Consider the following 17,233-nt stretch of genomic DNA (forward strand, 5'->3'; position numbering starts at 1 on the left):
TACTCGTCAGAAGGTGAGCGGCGCGACGCGCTGCCGGGCTGGTTGCACTTCTACAATCATCACCGGCACCACTCCGCGATCGGTGGCCCGCCCTTCAGCAGACTCAACAACCTGCCCGGACATCACACCTAGGGCGTGTCTCATAATTGGAGCCGCAACGAGCAAGGTCGTGAGTGCGTGCATCGCAAGGCGGAAGAGGGAGTCGATGCGGAGCATCGTCGACCGATGACAACGCCGCGAGGCGCGTGCTCACGACCTGCGCAGTCGGCGATCAATTGTGAGACACGCCCTAGCTCTCTCCGAGCACGCGGACGACCGCGTCCCAGCGACGGTGCGTGTTCTCGGATCCGAGCATGCTGCGCACGGCGGGGGAGAGCTCGGGGTACTGCGCGGCGATCTGGCGCAGGAGGCGCTGGTTGCGCGCGTGCGTCGGGCGCAGGCCCCCGTCTGCCTCGATGTGCTCGGCGCGCAGCGTGAAGACGACCAGCTCGTCCACCGTCGGCAGATCCTCCATGAAATCCCACGGATCCTCGCCGCCGCGCAGGCGCTCGTGGACGAGTGAGGTGTGCTCGTCCATCGCCTCGGCGCGCAGCACCTCGACGCTCGCCCGGCGCGGAAGAAGAGGATCCTCAGAACTCACCCATCCAGGCTACGCGCGGCCGGATGGATGCGGCCCGAACGAGCTCAGTGCGACCGGAGGGCTTCGATCAGCTCGTCCTTGCGCATCGACGAGCGGCCGGAGATGCCCAGTTCCTTCGCCCGCTCACGCAGCTCCGGAACGGTGCGGTCTTCGTAGTTCTCGGCGGATCCGCCGCGCTCGCCGACGCTCTTCCGACCGTCGCGGGCGGCCGCATTCGCGATCCTCGCGGCCTTCTCCTTCGACGCTCCGTCCTCCCGGAGCTCGTCGTACAGCTCTTCGTCCTTGATGCGTGGATTCGGCATCGTCGTCTCCTCTCTCAGAAGGGCCGGCCGCCGGTGACCGGCAGCACCGCACCCGACACGTAGGTGGCCTCGTCGCTCGCGAGATACACGTAGGCGCCCGCGAGCTCGCCGGGCTGCCCCGCGCGCCCCAGCGGCGTGTCCTGACCGAACTCGCGCACCTTCTCGTCCGGGAACCCCGTAGCCGGGATGAGCGGCGTCCAGATCGGCCCGGGCGCGACGGCATTGACGCGGATCCCCTTCGGCCCCAGCTCCTCGGCCAGAGCCTGCGCGAAGGCGACGAGCGCCGCCTTCGTCATGGCGTACTCGATGAGCGCGGGCGACGGGTCGGACGCCTGGATCGACGACGTCACGATGATCGAGGATCCCTCGGGCATGTGCGGCACCAGCTCACGCGCGAGTACGAGTGTCGAGACGAGGTTCGTGCGGAACGTGCGCTCGATCTCCTCGACGGAGAGCGAATCGATGCCCTCGCGCTGGCGCTGGTAGGCGGCATTCGGAATCAGGACGTCGACGCCGCCGAGCTCCTCACGGGCCGTGCGGGCGGCGTCGATGCAGGCCTGCTCCGACGTGAGATCACCCGGCAGCAGCACACAGCGCCGCCCGTCCTTCTCGACGAGACGGGCGGTGTCTCGCGCGTCGTCCGCTTCCTCGGGCAGGTGCGCGATCGCGATGTCCGCGCCTTCTCGCGCGAAGGCGATGGCGATCGCGCGGCCGATCCCGGAGTCGCCACCGGTGATGAGCGCTCGACGCCCCGTCAGTCTGCCGCGTCCCGTCCACGACGTCTCGCCGTGGTCGGGCTGCGGATCCATCTCGTCTGTGTGCCCCGGCTGCGCCGCCTGCTGCTGCGTCGGGAACGGGCCCTCATCCTGGACCGTGCGGGGATCCTGTGCTTCCGGACTCATATCGACACCTCTCTGAGGTCATGCGAACTGATGCCATCGTGCGCGAGCAAAATAGCACGCACGAAAGCGGGCCGGACAGTCCCCATTCGGGGGACAGTCCGGCCCACGTGTGCGTCAGCGGAGCGTGTTACTGCTCGTAGCCCTCTTCGCCGAGCTCGCTGAGGATCCGGTTGAGATCCTGGATCGTCGCGAAACTGATCTTGATCTGGCCTTTTCGGGCCGTCAGATCGATCTTCACCTTGGTGTCGAGGCGGTCGCCGAGCTTGTCGGAGACTTCGTCGAGGTAGGCACGACGTGCGCCCGCCTTCGGCTTGGCGGCCGGCTTGGACGCCCCCTCGCCCGCCGCCGCGATCTGCTTCGCGGCGGCCTCGGCACCACGCACCGTGAGCTCTTCGTTGACGATCTTGTCGGCGAGTCGCTGCATGCCCTCGGCATCGCCGTCGAGCGACAGAATCGTCCGCGCGTGACCGGCGCTGAGCACACCCGCGGCCACACGCTGCTGCACGGGCTCGGGCAGACGCAGGAGGCGGATCGTGTTCGAGATCTGCGGTCGCGAGCGGCCGATGCGGTCGGCGAGCTGCTCCTGCGTGATCCCGAAGTCGTTGATCAGCTGCTGGTACGCCGATGCCTCTTCGAGCACGTTGAGCTCGGCCCGGTGGATGTTCTCGAGAAGCGCGTCGCGCAGGAGGTCCTCGTCGGCCGTCTCGCGGACGATGGCCGGGATCTCGGCGAGACCGGCCTCGCGGGAGGCCCGCGTACGACGCTCACCCATGATGAGCTCGAACGTGCCATCCTTCTTGTCGCGCACGACGACGGGCTGCAGGACGCCGAACTCCTTGACAGAGTGGACGAGCTCGGCGAGATCGTCAGCGTCGAACAACGTGCGCGGCTGGCGCGGGTTCGGGAGGATCTTGTGCGGATCCAGGCTCACCAAGCGGATGCCGGGCACCTCGGCGAGCTCCTCGGTCGCCTGCGCGGGCTCTGAGGGGGTCTCTGCGGCCTGTGCCGGGGCCGCCTTCGCTGGGGCCGCCTTTCGGGTCGCAGGGGTGCGCGCGGGGGCCTTCGGCGCCGTCTCCTCGGCCTTCTTCTCGGGGGAGGAGGCCGTGGATCCGCTCGCCTTCTTCGCAGTCGGGGTCGTCGAGCGAGCGGGCGTGGTCTTCTTCGCCGGAGCCTTGCGCGCCGGCGCCTTCTTCGCGGGTGCGCTCGGAGCGTCGTCCTCCGCGATCGGAGCGGCGGATCCGGCGAAGAACACGTCGGCCGGGCGTTCCCTCACCTCAGTGCCGGTGGGGATAAGTGCGCCGATTCCTCGGCCCAGTCCCGTGCGCTTCGCCATCAGTTCCGCCCTTTCCTGCGGGGAGCCCCGCGCTTCACGATTTCCACCGCTGCCTCCTTGTACGCGATCGCGCCCGCGGAGGAACCGTCGTACGAGATGACCGTCTGCCCGAAGCTCGGAGCCTCGGAGACACGTACGGAGCGCGGGATGACGGTCTGCAGCACCTCGTCGGGGAAGTGCTGGCGCACCTCGTCCGCGACCTGCTGCGACAGCCGCGTGCGCCCGTCGTACATCGTCAGCAGAATCGTCGACACTCGTAGACGAGTGTTGAGATGCTTCTGAATCATCTTCACGTTCCCGAGAAGCTGACTCAGGCCCTCCAGAGCGTAGTACTCGGCCTGGATCGGCAGGAACACCTCGTCGGCCGAGCTGAACGCATTGATCGTCAGCAGGCCCAGCGAGGGCGGGCAGTCGATGAAGACGAAGTCGAGCGGCTCGTCGAGGCCGCCCAGGTACTCCTGCAGAGACGTGTCGAGCCGCTTCTCGCGGGCGACCTGCGAGACGAGCTCGATCTCGGCGCCGGCCAGGTGGATCGTGCTGGGTACGCAGAACAGGCGCTCGTTCTCGGGGCTCTGCTGCACGGCGTCGGCGATCGACAGGTCATTGATGAGCACGTCGTAGATGCTCGGCGTCTCCGCACTGTGCGGCACGCCGAGCGCCGTCGATGCGTTTCCCTGCGGGTCGAGGTCGATGACCATGACGCGCCCGCCGAGGTCGGCGATCGCCGCGGCGATGTTCACCGTGGTCGTCGTCTTGCCGACGCCGCCCTTCTGGTTCGACACCGTGAGCACACGCGTCTGTCCCGTGAACTCGACGTCGATGTCATCCAGTCGCCTGCGGCGTGAGCTCAGATCCTGCAGCTGCCGCATGATCGGGCTGTCATCGAACGCTGCGGAGATACCGCTGGATTGGTGGCTCACGCTCGTCCTTCCGTTGCCCTGGGCCGACCTGATCACTCTAGCCGCCGCGGCCCTCGACACGCTCATGCCGAGGGGGAGTGTCACCTGCGAATGTTTCATGTGAAACATCGACTGCGAGAGGCCGCGAGACCGCGTCGACTTGTCGAGCTCCGGGCGAGGGACAGCGTCCGGCCGTCGGCCCCGTACATGGGATCCTGGACATGTGAAGACCCGTCCTGCCATCCGCACCGAGCGCCTGCTGCTGCGCCCATTCTCCCTCGCCGACATCGAGCCCACCTGGCGGTACCGCCAGCTCGACGAGGTCGTCACCTGGACCGGATCCTGGATCACGTCGCTCGACGAGTGGTCCGAGCGAGCGACGTCGCTCGTCGGCACTCTGATGATCATCGAGCACGACGGCGACATCGTCGGCGACATGAAGTACGCACAACAGGACGGGTGGGGACAGGGCGGCACGGATCCTGAAGCAGTGCGGGGTGCAGAGGTCGAACTCGGGTGGACGATCGATCCGGCCCACGCCGGCCGCGGCTACGCAACAGAAGCCGCTCGCGGGCTCCTCGGACACGCGTTCGACACCCTCGGCGTGCGCCGTGCCGTCGCGTACGCGTTCGCCGACAACGCACCCTCGGTTCGGATCATGGAGAAGCTCGGCATGCGCCGCGAGTTTTTCACGAAGGAGGACTCCTTCCATAAGACTCGCGGCTGGATCGACGGCGTCGGCTACGGGATGCTCGCCCGTGAGTGGCGGGAGCAGCACGCCGAAAGCCGTTCGGGCGCTTCCGGCGGCTGATCCTTCCCGACAAGCACCACCACACAGCGCCGCCGCAGTGACCGGGGGGCGTCGGGCACCCCGAAGCGCCGCGGACTCCCACCAGCCCCATGCTCAGCTGGTCGCGTCCCGCCAGGGTGTGCGCCCCCGGCCGTGTCCGACCGCGGGAGCCCCGACACCCCATTCGTGCACCTGCGCCTCCGCCTACGTGAAGCCGCCTCGTACGCCTCCCGACTTCTCTCACCCACTCACGCCCGCGCGGGTACGAAGAGATCCTGCGAGGGAGACCTGCCAGCCGGTGAACTCGCCTCGAAAGCGAGCTTACGATCCCGCGTGAGATGGCGCTGCGTAGCGCACGCCCGCACTCAGACCTTTCCGTCGCGACTCTCTCACCCGGGTCGGTTCTCACGGCGCCTGCTTCACGTGGCCCCATTGCCGGAGGTCGATGTTTCACGTGAAACATCGGCGTCCTGCGCGACTGACTGTCTTGGGACGAAGGGCGGGGGACTTCACTGAGCCTTGCCGACAGAAGGAGGCGTGCTTTCCTGGGTCGGGCCGAGGCCACCTCCGCCTGCAGGGTCAGCGCACGGAATCCCACCACTTCAGCACCCGCAGCGCCTCGAAGGTCAGCCACGGGGAAGGAGTCCCCGCCTCGCCGTCGACGGCAAACCACACCTTGCCGGGATGCACCCAGTCCACGGCCCATGTCCCATCTGATCGCTGCTTCCCACGCAGGATCTCGACAGCATCGTCGAGCCGAGGATCAACCTCCCCACCCTGATGCTCATGCACGCGCCGGAAGTAGTCCAGCGCACGCAAGATGCTGTAGAACCACCGGCCGGGGTAGGTGAACTGGTCCGCACGATCAAGGATCTTTCCCCCATCCGATACGCGCCAGAGCAGGCGCCGGCGCAGAAGATACTCCTCTCCGGCTGCACGGGCAGATCGCAGCGCATCGGAGCCACCCGTGTGACGTTCGTAGTCCAGGATTCCGAGCAGCCCATTCAACGTCGCATCGACGGATGCGCGCACTGAACCCTCGGTCCAATCGCAGTTCCAGCCACCCTCGTCCATCGAATGCTCCACGAACCAGTGGGCGAGATCCGTCATGTCGCGGCCGAGCCACAGCCCGTTCGATACCGTCAGCGCGTTGATGCACACGCAGGTCTCGCCACCCCAGTAGGGGAGACCTTCATGCTCCCACCGCGCGTTCCGCTCGAGACGCTGTGCCGTGTCTCCGAGTGTCACGGCAGGGACACCCCACTCCCGGAGCGACGTCAGCGACCACGTCGTCGCCGTCCAGGCCTGCGCATCATCACCCGGAGCGCGTGCGGCACGGTGCCCAGCGCGGGGGTAGTACGCAGCTCCGCCCCACATCCCGTCGTCGTCCTGTTCGGCAAGCAGGCGTGCGCCGAATCCCTCCGCGATGACGCCCGCTCGCGTGCTCTTCCACGTATCATCGGGAGCCCCGAGAAGGTCGCGTTCAACCTGCCATCGCAGCGCCGGATCCGTGTCCAGCAGCCATTCGATGACGTCTTGGCCGACGACGGGAGGATGCGTCATAGGGCTGAGAATACGCGCCCCGGTGAGCGCGTGGAAGTGCATTCGCGCGCACCCTGCGGATCAACCCACGCGCCCGACGTCACCTCAGCCGGAGTAATCTCCGGCACCGCACAGTGGATTGCACCCATGCCCTCGCGACTCCGGCGTACTCAATGCTGAGCGGCTATGTTCCACGTGAAACATGGCCCTCTCTCGCGGCAGAGCAGCCTCAGAGGCCGCGCGCCAGGATGACGGCCGGAGCACTATGGCGCGCGGTGCGCTTCAACCACGCCGGGCCAGCACTGAAGGCACAGCGCTCTCCACAGGACGTGTTTCACGTGAAACATCCGCCGGCGGCCCGCCACCGGCCACTGCAGAAGCTCAGGGCGTCACACCACTCACCGATCCGACCACGAGAAGGCGGCACCGAGGGTAATGAGCCGCGATGAGGCCGTGCACCTCCGGGTGCACGGTCACCCGGCATCGATCACCGCGCCATTGCGATCGAGGCTGCCACGAAAGGTCATCGGAACGGCGATGGGGCTATCCTCCACATCCGCGCGATCAACCGCCTGCACGTGAAGGTGGGGCTCCGTACTGTTCCCCGAGTTTCCGCAGCGTGCCAGCGTGTCACCGGCGCGGATCCGCACACCGCGGGACACACCCACGGATCCCTGTTGAAGATGGCAGAGAACAATGATCGCAGGACCCACATCGATCATCACATGGTTTCCCGCGAGTGAGCGCCACCCCTCGCGTGCACGATCACCCTGAGTCAGCGCGTATCGGATCGAAGGAAACCCCCGATGAGCAGGATGATCGACGGCGCCGTCATGCGTCACCACGACGACACCGTCATGGGGAGCGAGGATCTCCCGACCGAACCCAGGAAACAGCGATGGATCCTCCGCACGAATGAGAGAAGCCCAGGTGAACGGCGCGGTCCCTCGTCCCTGACGAGCAAGCGGAACGAAGTCGATTGCGTGCGACGAACCGAAACCGGTCGTTCCATGACTGGGAACGCGATTCGCTGGACTGTTCTGCACAGTCCAGCGCCCCCGGAACGGATAGTGGAGGTCGACCGCCATACGAACCTCCGCGAGAGAGGGGAGCTGTGCAGGAGACGCTACACGGCACGAACGGCTGACGATAGCGATCCACCGGTCGCACCGGGAAGACCGCGCGGGCAGGAGCTCGATCAGGGTGTGTCGTCTTCGCCACAGCATCCATCCCCCAAGCCCTACCGGATGGGGCCTCCGTGCTCTGCCCACGCGTCGACCACGGACGATCGCCCCTGCCTGAACATCTCGAGCTCTCGTGGGAGCGCCATCGTCGGACGAGCTGGATCACGCCCGCGGCGCGGTATGCACGTCTTCGTCGATCTGCAATAGGCAGGCGTCCGACACGCAAGGGTGGTGGGACCCAGACACTCACGCGCGGGTTATGTTTCACGTGAAACATCCGGGCTTGGCACTCAGCCGACACCTCAGCCTGAGAAGTGACGCAGCATACCCGGGGAAAGGAGCGCGCGCGTCAGCCGCTCCAACGACGCGCGCACCGACCGCCAGAGCCCGCCCAGGGCAACCATGGCGCCCACCCAAAGCACTGGCGCAGAACTCACGTACAGCGTCTCCGCCCGCGCGGCCAACACAGGGGGCCCACACAACACAGCCAGCAGCCGAGACGAGAGCGCGGCAATCGAGGTTCCTGCAGGGGAGATCTCTCATGACGCGCGGAGATCTCGGGCATCCTCATGACAGCACCTCATGACAGCAGCGGGCGATGAAGGGCTCGACGCCGAGCGGGGGAGCATCCGCGCCCACCGTGATCGACGCCACGATGACGCGAGCGTTGTCGTGCACCTCGCACCGACAGATCGACATCGTCGCCGCCCAGTCGAGGCGAAAACTCTCGCTTGTTCGCCATCGCGGTCCATACGAGGGTCGTGCGAAACGAGCCTGTCGCGAGGCAGCGGCGCCAGGGAACTGGAGGTTCAGCGTCGAGACGACGAACCTGAGGGAGGTTACTCAGGCCGGATGATGGCACCATTCAAGAGACTCCGCCCCTGTAAGCTCCTGTCCTCCGACATAATGTTTCACGTGAAACGTGCGGCCAGAGGAGCACGGGTCTCAGCCGACAACCCGTCCCGCCCCCCGGTGCCGACGCGAGCGATCGCACCCTCGCCATGGAACACACGACGACGACGGCGCAGACTGATGCCTCAGTCCAGAAATGCTCTCCTCCGGACTACGCTCGAGCTCGAGACCCGTGAAGGGGGCGCCCGTGAACGACAAGATCGACGTCAAGAAGGACCTCGCCACGTATCACGCGCGACGCGGCAGGTTCGACGTCGTCACCGTGCCTTGCCTGCGCTACCTCGCCATCGACGGTCAAGGCGATCCGAACACGTCATCCGAGTATGCCGCGGCACTCTCGGCTCTCTATCCCATTGCGTACGCCACCAAGTTCGCCAGCAAGCGCGAGCTCGGTCTCGACTACGTGGTGCCACCTCTCGAGGGACTCTGGTGGGCCGATGACATGGCCGCCTTCACGGTCGCTCGCAACAAGACGCGGTGGAACTGGACAATGATGATCCTCGTGCCTGATTGGATCACTGCTGACGCCATCGAGACCGCCCGGGCGTCCGCTCAGAGGAAGGATCCGGCCGGCCGGACACAGGATGTCACCCTGCGCACGTTGGATGAGGGACTCTGCGTACAGACGCTGCATGTGGGATCCTTCGATGACGAGGGTCCCGTTCTTGACGCACTCCACCATCAGTTCATCCCTGACAATGATCTCCTTCTGACCGGCACCCATCACGAGGTCTACCTCAGCGACCCCCGCCGCACAGCGCCTCACCGACTCCGCACGATTCTCCGGCAGCCAGTCATCCGCGCGTGAGCCGGCCGCATCATCACCCGAGCACACCACGGGGGTGGGGCTGGCCGCAGGGGCGATGTTTCACGTGAAACATCGCCCCCTGCACGTGGCTCTCCTCACTATGACTCTTCACACGACAGCGCCCCGCTCCCGCGATACAGGGCGGGGGAGCGGGGCGCTGCTCTGGCAGAGCTATCGAACGACGAACTCAGCGCTGTGATCGGCGTCAATGGAACCGCCGACCTCGACCGTGAACTCGCCCGAAGGGGTCACCCAACCCTCGACGTCCTCATCCCAGTACTGCAGGGCGCGCAGTGTCGCGAGGTCCTTCGCAGAGAGACGCACAGAGACGTTCTGGTGCTCACCCGCTCCCAGCTCGAGACGCTTGAAGGCGATCAGGCGCTTTGACGGCTCACCCGACGAGTCGGGCAACGTGACATACACCTGTGCGACCTCCGTCCCCGCCACGTCGCTCGTGTTTGTGAGGCGGAATCGCACGGACATCTCGCGCTCCCCATTCGAACGACGCGGTGTGACACGCACCTTGCTGTACTCGAACTCGCTGTAGCTCAGGCCATAGCCGAAACCGAAAAGCGGCTCGATCCCCTGAGACTCGTACCATCGGTACCCGACCTCAAGTCCCTCCGAATAGTCGACTTGGCGGATCCCCGCCTCATCCACCACGCCGGGGTACTGCTCCTCCGTCTGCGTGGGCACGTCCTCCAGCGAGCGGGGAAAGGTCATCGGCAGCTTGCCGCTGGGGTTGGCTTCTCCCGTGAGGAGAGCCGTGATCGCTGGTCCGAACTGCTCCCCGCCGAGCCAGCCGGCGAAGACGCCACGAACCGAATCGAGCCAGGGCATCTCCACGGCGCTGCCGGTGTTGAGCACGACAACCGTCGAGTCATTGACCGCGGCCACCGCACTGATGAGAGCATCGCCGCCGTCCTGAAGCGACAGATCGTCGAGATCCGAGAACTCGCCCATCCGCTGGTGCCCGAACACGATGGCGACATCAGCACTCTGCGCGACATCTGCAGCCGCCTCGAGGTCGGTACCCGGGTTGTAGACGACACTCGCTCCGACATCCTCAGCAGCCGCCTCAAGGGCCTCGAGCGGCGCGACGAGGTCTTCGCAGGTGAGCGTATTGCCACCTCCGAAGGCCCACGCCATCGAGCAGACCGACGAGGCGCTCACGCCCTCCGTCGACTGCACCGCCGCGGCCGGCCCGAAGACCGCAATCGACTGGCCCTCCGCGAGATCGAGAGGGAGCATGCCGTCGTTCTTCAGCAGGACGCTTCCCTGCTCGGCGATCTCCCGTGCGACCGCCTTGTTCTCCGCAGACGTCGCCACGCTCGGCGTTTCCGAAAGCGGTGTGTCGAACACCCCGGACCGGATGTAGGCGGCGATGACCCGCGTTGCCGCCGACGTGATCCGATCCTGCGTGACCTCGCCCGCCGCCAGGGCGGCATCGAGCTTCTCCGGCGTGAAGTGGATGGGACGATTGAGTTCCTGATCGAGCCCGTTCATCAGCGCCTCTGCGGTGGAGTGAACCGCGCCGAAGTCGGAGACGACGTATCCGTCGTAGTCGAGCTCGCCCTTGAGATGCTCGTTCAGCAATGCGTTCTCGCAGCCGTACACGCCTCCGATCTGGTTGTACGAGCACATCACGCTAGACGGCTCGGAGTCAGCCAATGCGATCTCAAACGGAAGCGCGTAGATCTCGTGGAACGCGCGCTCCTCGATGTTCGACGAACTCGTCTCCCGATCGAGCTCCTGCTCGTTGGCGATGTAGTGCTTGAGGTCGCTGAGGACGGGCTTCCGCGGATCGCCCTCATGCAGACCGTCGACGCTGGCGGCTGTGAACTGGCCGGTCAGCACCGGATCCTCTCCGAAGTACTCCGGCGTACGACCGGAGAGGGGAGTGCGGCCACTCGCGAGTCCCGGACCGAGCACACCATTCTTCCCGGAGTCGAACGACTCCTGGGCCTGCATCTGCCCCTTCTCGTATGCGAGGTCGGTGTTCCACGTCGACGCAAGGGAGATCGGTGCGGGGAAAGCCGTCACTCCCTCTGTGAAGCGCACGCCGTCGGGTCCGTCGGTATAGACGACCTCGGGCGTGCACGGCACCTGCGCAGGGTAGGCAACGCCATCGAAATCCGTCTGCTGCGGGGCGTTCGCGGGTTGTTCGGCGAGCCAGCGATAGATCTGGTGCTGTGTGCTCGCGTCGACGAGGGCTTTGGCGCGATCTTCAGCAGAGGCCGATTCGTCCATCCACGCGACGGCATCGCAGTCGACGCCATCGGGTTGCGCTGGGTCGGCCGCAGCGGGGAGTGCCACAGCCAGGGGAGACAGGATGAGCACAGCCGCGGCCGCGCCCAGCAGACGCGACCTGCGTCGTGAGGTTCTCATATGGTCCTCTCGTCGTTGAGAATGATTGAAGCGCTTCAATCGTTGAACACAATCGCTTGAAGCGTTTCAAACCTAGAGGGTCTCTCGTCCCGCGGCAACCGGAATCGTCACCGCGCCAAGAATCTCCGGTCGATCCGGCCGGTCACAGCACCCTCGACGGGCTCGCTCAGGCGCGGAGCGGGGATCCGACGACGTCGAAGCGATACCCGTCGAACTCACCGCTCAACAGCGGCCGTGCGGCCTCGATCGCGGCGCGCACCGACGGCAGCTGCAACGACGCGGAGTGCGCCTCGCGTGACTCCCACAGCTCCGCGACGAACACCGTGTCGGGCTCACCGGGGTCGACCCCCACCTCGTAGAGCAGACATTCCGCTTCTCGCAGCTCGGGGGAGTGGGCCGTCAGAGCGGCGACGAGCTCATCCCGTCGTCCCGGGACGACGCCGAGGGTTCCCACATTCGCGAAGGTCATGCTCGCAGACTATTCCGCTCTCACGCGCGGTACGAGAGCCCACGCTCCTGCAGTGCCTCGCCCAGGATCCGCACGGCCTTGGGGCCGACCCCGTGAATCGCGAGCAGCTCCGCCGGCGTGTGCTCCGAGACGGTCGAGAGCAAGGAGATTCCGGCTCCGGAGAGCTCTCGCGCCGCCGTCTTGCCGATCGCATCGGGAAGGTCGCCCACGGGGCGGATATCCGGCGTCGCCATGTGGGCCATCCTCCCGTTTCGGACGACGGGGGACAAGCCCGCGCGCCGCCGAGGTCGCCACCGCCTCGCGCGAACTCACGGAATGTGGTGCCGCACCGCGTCGAGGAACGCCGGCACGTCGTCGACGGCGATGCGCACACTCGTGACCACCACGGACCCCTGGGGAAGCTCGAAGGCCGTGGGCTCCTCGAGCACGATGTCGACGTCGGTTCCGTCCTGCACGACGAGATTCAGCGCGGCGTCGTCCTCCGGGCCGGTGAGCGACGCCGCAGGCGCCTCCGGGAGCGCGCGACGCCGTCGCGAGACAGATGCGACGACCTCCCACGGCAGATCGATCGCGATCAGGGATCCGTGCCGCGCGACGATCCCTCCGGGTCCGACGGCATGCGGCCGGGTGAGATATCCGAGAAGCATGCCGAGCATCGTAAGCACGCCCCAGATGCCCAGGGCCAGCAGCGGGAAGCGGACGAGCGGCCAGCGATGCGTGATCAGGTCGATGATCGGAATCTCGACCGCCGAGAGCGCGAGGAAGACGATGAGGATCGTGCGGATCGGCTTGTCGTAGCTGAACCCTGCCGCGCCTGGCGGCACCACAGGTCGTCGCGTGACCCAACGTCCGATGCTTCGCCAGCCGGCGGCCTCCATCGCCGTGCCGCGCTCCAGGATCTGGCGAGCGCGGGCGCGCCCATGTGCGACCTCGCCGATGCGACGGGGCGCAGGCGATGTCGCGATGGTCGACGTGCTCATGACGGCTCCTTTTTACATTGCACCTGAAATGTAAATGAGACGGGCCACGTTGTCAATGCAAATGCAATGTGAAACGATCGCGGGATGCCGAGACGAGTGGATCACGCGGAGCGCCGCCAGCAGATCGCCACCGCCCTGCTCCACGTCGTCGCACGCGACGGCGTCGACGCCGTGAGCCTCCGGCATGTCGCCGCAGAGGCGGGGGTCACGGCCGGAATGGTGCAGCACTACTTCCCCTCAAAGGACGCGATGATGATGTTCGCGATGTCCGCAGCCGCCGAGCGCTACGAGGAGCGCATCTCGGGGAGCATCGCGTCGCTGGGAGAGGATCCAGCCCCCGCAGACATCATCCGGACGCTTCTCCGCGGACTGCTGCCGGCCGACGAGGAGCAGGTGGAGGATGCCCGCGTCGCGCTCGGCTTCCAGACCTATGCGACGACCCACGGCGACGCCGCCGCGGACCTCCGAAGCGCGAACACGCGGCTGACCGACTACCTGGCGACGCTGCTCGGCCTGACCCGCACCGCAAACGCGCACGCATCCGCCACGGCGCTCCTGGCGGCCGCAGAGGGCCTCTCTCTGCACATGCTGAGCTCTGGACTGCCGCTCGCGGATGCCGAACAGGCGCTCGACGCCGCCATCGCGGCATTCGAGACCTCCTGAACCCCGACGCTCGCGCGCCTGTCGCCGGCCCGCGCAGCACCCCTTCATCGACCACCCCTCGCCCTCCCCGCACGGAGATGAGGGGGAGTCGCGGCGACGGACGCTCAGCCGCGGACGATCGCGCGCACGACCCGGGTCGGCTCGGCGATCTCGCCCTCGCCGATGATCTCGACGCGCACGTCGCTCAGCTTGTGCTTGCGAATCACCTTCGCGGCCTTCTCGATCTCCTGAGAAGCGCTCTGACCCTTGAGCAGGATCAGCTCTCCGCCGTCGCGCACGAGCGGCGCGGTCCAGGGAATCAGCGTGCGCAGCGCCGAGACGGCCCGGGCGGTGACGGCGTCGAGGTACTCCTCATAGCGGCCCGCCTCCTCGGCACGCGCGCGCTCGATCACGACGTTCTCGAGCCCCAGCGCCTCGGCCTGCTCGGTCAGCCAGGCGACGCGGCGCTCCATCGGCTCGATGAGCACCCATTCGACATCCGGACGCGCGATCGCCAGCACCAGGCCAGGAAGCCCCGCGCCGGATCCGATGTCTCCGACGCGCCCGCCGGCGGGAAACAACGGAGCCGCGACGGCGGAGTTCAGGATGTGGCGGTTCCACAGTCGCGGGACCTCGAGCGGGCCGATGAGGCCGCGCTCCTCGCCGTGTTCCGCAAGCGCCCGTGTGAAGCGGCGCGCGAGATCGATGCGATCGCCGAACAGCGCGGCCGCCTCCGCCGGTTCCGGCTCGAGCTCGTCGAGAGGGGTCACGCCTTGCGCACCACCGTGTGGCGGTCATCTCGCTCGCCGTAGGACTCGGAGACGTACCCGCGCTCGGCCACGATGTCGTGGATGATCTTGCGCTCGTACGAGGACATCGCGGGCAGCGACGCCTGCGATGCGCCGTCCTCTAGGCGCGCGATGGCCTGATCGACGAGCACGGCGAGCTGCTCGCGACGCGCATCGCGGGATCCGCCCACATCGAGGATCAGGCGCGAGAACTCGCCCGTCTCACGCTGCACGGCGAGACGCGTGAGCTCCTGCAGCGCCTGCACGGCGTCGGGCTGCGCGAGCGGCTTCAGCGACTCGTCATCGCTCTCGACTGAGACGTAGGCGCGCCCCTGTCGGACGTCGAGCTCGAGGTCGCCGTCGATGTCGGCGAGGTCGAGCAGGCCCTCGATGTAGTCGGCCGCGACGTCGCCTTCGCGCTCGAGCTGCTCCTGCGTGGGTGCCTCGGCCTGCGTGGTCATCGCTGCTCCCCGTCGTTCGGCTTGTCGCCGTCGTTCGATGTCTGGCCCTGCGGATTCGGCTTGCGCTGCTGCTGCTGCTGGCCCTTCTTGGCGCGCTTGGCGCTCTTGGGCTGCTTGCGCTGGACCGTGCCCTGCTTCTTGGCTTCCTCGGCCTTGCGCACGAGCTCCTCCTGCTCGCGCTCGTACTCGGCCATGGTCACGATCTTGCCCTGCGAGTTGAGCGCCTTGCCCTTCTTCGCGAGGCGCTCCTCGCGGGCCTTGGCGGCCTCCGATCCGGGGGTCGGCATCTCGCGGATGACGTAGAACTGCTGCGCCATCGTCCACAGGTTGTTGAGGAACCAGTAAGAGACCACGCCGAGCGGGAAGAAGACGCCCGAGAAGATCATCGCGAAGGGGATCACCCAGAGCATGATCTTCTGCATCTGGTAGGCCTGACCGGTCTTGGCCTCCGCGGAGAGGTTCTTCGACACGATCTGCAGCTGGGTGATGAACTGCGTCGAGATCATCAGCGCGACCATGATGATCAGCATCACGATCGCCGCCGTCGACGTCGAGATCGGGTTGTTGAAGTGGTCCATCAGCGTCATGCTGAGCGGCGCGATGTCGAACAGCGACGCGTCGTTGAACTGGTGCACCCGCTCGGCCGTGAACAGCCACTGGTTCAGACCCGGATCATCGTTCGCGGCCCACGTCTTGATGTCGGTGAGCGTCCAGTACAGGGAGAAGAAGATCGGCATCTGGACGAGCATCGGCAAGCAGCCCGAGACGGGCGTCGTGCCGTGCTTCTTGTACAGCGCCATCGTCTCGCGGCTCATGGCCTCGCGAGAGAGCTGATCCTTCTTGCCCTTGTACTTCGTCTGGATCTTCTTGATCTCAGGCGCCAGCTCCATCATCTTCCGCTGGCTCTTGATCTGCTTCACGAACAGCGGGAAGATCGCGATCCGCACGATGACGACGACGCCGAGGATCGACAGGACCCAGGAGAGACCGGAGTCTCCGGGCATGCCGAGGGTCGTCACGACCCAGTGCCAGCCGACGAGGATCGCCTCGATCACCCATCGGATGGGGAAGAGGATCGTTCCGAAGAAGTCCACGGAGGTCAGTCCTTTCGACGCGGCACCACGAGGCCGCGGGGAGTCAAGTCGTAACGGAATCGCGCGTGGGGGCGCACGTCGTCTTCGCCGCCGGTCGCCCAGGGGTGACACCGCGCGATGCGCGCCGCGGCCATCCCCGATCCTCTCACGAGACCGTGCTGCTGAACCGCCGTGACGGCGTAGGCCGAGCACGACGGGTAGTACTTGCACACGTCGCCGTATGTCTTCGAGATCGTCGCCCGGTAGACGAGCAGCAGGAGGATCCCCAGATCCCGCGGGACGACGGGGATCAGACGCCAGGCGTCGGATACGCGAAACCGCGCCGACCCGGTGGCCGACGCGGGGAGGACGCTCACGCCGCGGCCTTGCGCTCGAGGCACCGCATGACGTCGCGGCGCAGATCCGGGAACGACGTCGCCGCCGATGCGGGAAGCGCGCGGATCACGATGTCCGCGCCGGGGCGCACCTGCGGGGTCGCCTCCAGGCAGATCGCCTTCAGGCGACGGCGGACCGTGTTGCGAGTCACGGCGTTTCCGACCGCCTTGCTCACGATGAATCCGAACCGCGGCGGACGCTCCTCGTGCGTGTGCACGACATGCGTCACACCGGATGTGCTCGCGCACCGCAGTCCCCGCCGGACGACTCGTCGATAGTCGATCCCGCGGGTGATCCGCTGCGTGCGCGCGAGCACCCCGGTCGTGTACGAGAGGGCGTTACGCCGAGAGCTCGGTGCGGCCCTTGCCGCGACGTGCGTTCAGGATGCCGCGGCCGGCACGGGTGCGCATGCGGGCGCGGAAGCCGTGCTTCTTGGCGCGACGACGGTTATTCGGCTGGAAAGTGCGCTTGCTCATAGCCTTCTCACTCCGGGAGGAAATGTCGCCGGAACTGGTTCGACCGGAGACGGGTACGGGATGCCCAAAACGGGCACAAGTCAACCGCAATAGACTACGCCGACGCGCGCGACGGGCGCAAACCCGTATCTCAACCTGTCAGTATCCCCACAGGCCGTGCGGACGCGGCGCAGAGACACGCGGTTCGCACGACAGTCACGTTTGCGACGAGCGGCCGACGTAGCTAGCGTATTCGAAGTTATCCACAG

At 66.7% G+C, this 17,233-nt stretch carries 21 protein-coding genes and 1 pseudogene; 4 read left to right on the forward strand and 18 right to left on the reverse strand.

All coding sequences use genetic code 11. The annotated features are described in order from the left end of the window. Positions 1-132 (forward strand): annotated as a pseudogene (locus tag KOL93_RS06540) (IS481 family transposase); the annotation flags it as partial. Between the two features lie 157 nt (positions 133-289). Here KOL93_RS06540 and KOL93_RS06545 read toward each other — a convergent pair. The 5 genes from KOL93_RS06545 to KOL93_RS06565 all read right to left on the reverse strand — a co-directional run bounded on the left by KOL93_RS06545 (position 290) and on the right by KOL93_RS06565 (position 4,046). Then, a complete protein-coding gene (locus tag KOL93_RS06545; protein ID WP_221585088.1) occupies positions 290-577 on the reverse strand; it encodes a tryptophan synthase subunit alpha in 288 nt (95 codons plus the stop codon). 107 nt (positions 578-684) lie between these two features. Continuing rightward, entirely contained in the window at positions 685-942 is a 258-nt protein-coding gene (locus KOL93_RS06550) for a DUF7218 family protein (RefSeq protein WP_221584555.1), read from the reverse strand. 14 nt (positions 943-956) lie between these two features. After that, positions 957-1,844, reverse strand: coding sequence for an SDR family oxidoreductase (locus KOL93_RS06555; RefSeq protein WP_221584556.1), 888 nt, complete (start codon positions 1,842-1,844; stop codon positions 957-959). Between the two features lie 127 nt (positions 1,845-1,971). Further along, positions 1,972-3,177 carry a ParB/RepB/Spo0J family partition protein gene (locus KOL93_RS06560; RefSeq protein ID WP_260406023.1) on the reverse strand — a complete coding sequence of 402 codons (1,206 nt, stop codon included), beginning with the start codon at positions 3,175-3,177 and terminating at the stop codon, positions 1,972-1,974. Beyond that, positions 3,177-4,046: a ParA family protein gene (locus KOL93_RS06565; RefSeq protein WP_260406223.1), complete on the reverse strand. Its 870-nt coding sequence runs from the start codon at positions 4,044-4,046 to the stop codon at positions 3,177-3,179. The genes KOL93_RS06560 and KOL93_RS06565 overlap by 1 nt, the downstream gene beginning before the upstream one ends. A gap of 253 nt (positions 4,047-4,299) precedes the next feature. Between KOL93_RS06565 and KOL93_RS06570 the strand changes: the two genes are divergently transcribed. Then, a complete protein-coding gene (locus tag KOL93_RS06570; protein ID WP_308291565.1) occupies positions 4,300-4,887 on the forward strand; it encodes a GNAT family N-acetyltransferase in 588 nt (195 codons plus the stop codon). Between the two features lie 558 nt (positions 4,888-5,445). Here KOL93_RS06570 and KOL93_RS06575 read toward each other — a convergent pair. The 3 genes from KOL93_RS06575 to KOL93_RS16155 form a co-directional block, all read right to left on the reverse strand. After that, entirely contained in the window at positions 5,446-6,471 is a 1,026-nt protein-coding gene (locus KOL93_RS06575; protein ID WP_260406024.1) for a squalene cyclase, read from the reverse strand. 410 nt (positions 6,472-6,881) lie between these two features. Next, a complete protein-coding gene (locus KOL93_RS06580; protein WP_221584558.1) occupies positions 6,882-7,496 on the reverse strand; it encodes a M23 family metallopeptidase in 615 nt (204 codons plus the stop codon). A 663-nt stretch (positions 7,497-8,159) separates the two neighbouring features. After that, positions 8,160-8,291, reverse strand: coding sequence for a hypothetical protein (locus KOL93_RS16155; protein WP_260406025.1), 132 nt, complete (start codon positions 8,289-8,291; stop codon positions 8,160-8,162). A 400-nt stretch (positions 8,292-8,691) separates the two neighbouring features. Here KOL93_RS16155 and KOL93_RS06585 point away from each other — a divergent pair, with 400 nt between their 5' ends. Then, positions 8,692-9,312, forward strand: coding sequence for a GyrI-like domain-containing protein (locus tag KOL93_RS06585; protein ID WP_308291566.1), 621 nt, complete (start codon positions 8,692-8,694; stop codon positions 9,310-9,312). A 171-nt stretch (positions 9,313-9,483) separates the two neighbouring features. Here the strand turns inward: KOL93_RS06585 and KOL93_RS06590 are convergent, their stop codons facing one another. The 4 genes from KOL93_RS06590 to KOL93_RS06605 form a co-directional block, all read right to left on the reverse strand. Beyond that, positions 9,484-11,628: a beta-glucosidase gene (locus tag KOL93_RS06590; RefSeq protein WP_221584560.1), complete on the reverse strand. Its 2,145-nt coding sequence runs from the start codon at positions 11,626-11,628 to the stop codon at positions 9,484-9,486. A 238-nt stretch (positions 11,629-11,866) separates the two neighbouring features. Continuing rightward, positions 11,867-12,169, reverse strand: a complete 303-nt coding sequence (locus KOL93_RS06595; RefSeq protein WP_221584561.1) for a putative quinol monooxygenase — start codon at positions 12,167-12,169, stop codon at positions 11,867-11,869. Positions 12,170-12,189: 20 nt separating this feature from the next. Then, entirely contained in the window at positions 12,190-12,402 is a 213-nt protein-coding gene (locus KOL93_RS06600) for a helix-hairpin-helix domain-containing protein (protein WP_221584562.1), read from the reverse strand. Positions 12,403-12,477: 75 nt separating this feature from the next. Beyond that, positions 12,478-13,149: a hypothetical protein gene (locus KOL93_RS06605; RefSeq protein ID WP_221584563.1), complete on the reverse strand. Its 672-nt coding sequence runs from the start codon at positions 13,147-13,149 to the stop codon at positions 12,478-12,480. An 84-nt stretch (positions 13,150-13,233) separates the two neighbouring features. On the opposite strand from KOL93_RS06605, the gene KOL93_RS06610 reads away from it, so the two are divergent. Next, positions 13,234-13,812 (forward strand): TetR/AcrR family transcriptional regulator, encoded by a 579-nt coding sequence (locus tag KOL93_RS06610; RefSeq protein WP_260406026.1) that lies wholly within the window; start codon positions 13,234-13,236, stop codon positions 13,810-13,812. Between the two features lie 104 nt (positions 13,813-13,916). Here the strand turns inward: KOL93_RS06610 and rsmG are convergent, their stop codons facing one another. The 6 genes from rsmG to rpmH are packed head-to-tail and all read right to left on the reverse strand — an operon-like array spanning position 13,917 to position 16,985. Further along, a complete protein-coding gene (gene rsmG, locus KOL93_RS06615; RefSeq protein ID WP_221584564.1) occupies positions 13,917-14,561 on the reverse strand; it encodes a 16S rRNA (guanine(527)-N(7))-methyltransferase RsmG in 645 nt (214 codons plus the stop codon). Beyond that, positions 14,558-15,040 carry a Jag family protein gene (locus KOL93_RS06620; protein WP_221584565.1) on the reverse strand — a complete coding sequence of 161 codons (483 nt, stop codon included), beginning with the start codon at positions 15,038-15,040 and terminating at the stop codon, positions 14,558-14,560. Before KOL93_RS06620 ends, rsmG begins: the two co-directional genes overlap by 4 nt. Next, on the reverse strand, positions 15,037-16,134 hold the full coding sequence (yidC, locus tag KOL93_RS06625) for a membrane protein insertase YidC (RefSeq protein ID WP_221584566.1): 1,098 nt from the start codon (positions 16,132-16,134) through the stop codon (positions 15,037-15,039). Before yidC ends, KOL93_RS06620 begins: the two co-directional genes overlap by 4 nt. 5 nt (positions 16,135-16,139) lie before the next feature. After that, positions 16,140-16,490 (reverse strand): membrane protein insertion efficiency factor YidD, encoded by a 351-nt coding sequence (gene yidD, locus KOL93_RS06630; RefSeq protein WP_221584567.1) that lies wholly within the window; start codon positions 16,488-16,490, stop codon positions 16,140-16,142. Further along, entirely contained in the window at positions 16,487-16,825 is a 339-nt protein-coding gene (gene rnpA, locus KOL93_RS06635; RefSeq protein ID WP_221584568.1) for a ribonuclease P protein component, read from the reverse strand. The genes yidD and rnpA overlap by 4 nt, the downstream gene beginning before the upstream one ends. 22 nt (positions 16,826-16,847) lie before the next feature. After that, positions 16,848-16,985: a 50S ribosomal protein L34 gene (gene rpmH / locus KOL93_RS06640; RefSeq protein ID WP_221584569.1), complete on the reverse strand. Its 138-nt coding sequence runs from the start codon at positions 16,983-16,985 to the stop codon at positions 16,848-16,850. Between the last annotated feature and the right edge of the window lie 248 nt (positions 16,986-17,233).

The organism is Microbacterium salitolerans (assembly GCF_019720895.1).
Lineage (GTDB): Bacteria > Actinomycetota > Actinomycetes > Actinomycetales > Microbacteriaceae > Microbacterium.

Coding starts and splice junctions, on each gene's coding strand:
- KOL93_RS06545 (WP_221585088.1), bottom strand. CDS start 577: ATGGACGAGCACACCTCACTCGTCCACGAGCGCCTGCGCGGCGGCGAG.
- KOL93_RS06550 (WP_221584555.1), bottom strand. CDS start 942: ATGCCGAATCCACGCATCAAGGACGAAGAGCTGTACGACGAGCTCCGG.
- KOL93_RS06555 (WP_221584556.1), bottom strand. CDS start 1,844: ATGAGTCCGGAAGCACAGGATCCCCGCACGGTCCAGGATGAGGGCCCG.
- KOL93_RS06560 (WP_260406023.1), bottom strand. CDS start 3,177: ATGGCGAAGCGCACGGGACTGGGCCGAGGAATCGGCGCACTTATCCCC.
- KOL93_RS06565 (WP_260406223.1), bottom strand. CDS start 4,046: ATGCGGCAGCTGCAGGATCTGAGCTCACGCCGCAGGCGACTGGATGAC.
- KOL93_RS06575 (WP_260406024.1), bottom strand. CDS start 6,471: ATGCACTTCCACGCGCTCACCGGGGCGCGTATTCTCAGCCCTATGACG.
- KOL93_RS06580 (WP_221584558.1), bottom strand. CDS start 7,496: ATGGCGGTCGACCTCCACTATCCGTTCCGGGGGCGCTGGACTGTGCAG.
- KOL93_RS16155 (WP_260406025.1), bottom strand. CDS start 8,291: ATGTCGATCTGTCGGTGCGAGGTGCACGACAACGCTCGCGTCATCGTG.
- KOL93_RS06595 (WP_221584561.1), bottom strand. CDS start 12,169: ATGACCTTCGCGAATGTGGGAACCCTCGGCGTCGTCCCGGGACGACGG.
- KOL93_RS06600 (WP_221584562.1), bottom strand. CDS start 12,402: ATGGCGACGCCGGATATCCGCCCCGTGGGCGACCTTCCCGATGCGATC.
- KOL93_RS06605 (WP_221584563.1), bottom strand. CDS start 13,149: ATGAGCACGTCGACCATCGCGACATCGCCTGCGCCCCGTCGCATCGGC.
- KOL93_RS06610 (WP_260406026.1), top strand. CDS start 13,234: ATGCCGAGACGAGTGGATCACGCGGAGCGCCGCCAGCAGATCGCCACC.
- KOL93_RS06620 (WP_221584565.1), bottom strand. CDS start 15,040: ATGACCACGCAGGCCGAGGCACCCACGCAGGAGCAGCTCGAGCGCGAA.
- rpmH (WP_221584569.1), bottom strand. CDS start 16,985: ATGAGCAAGCGCACTTTCCAGCCGAATAACCGTCGTCGCGCCAAGAAG.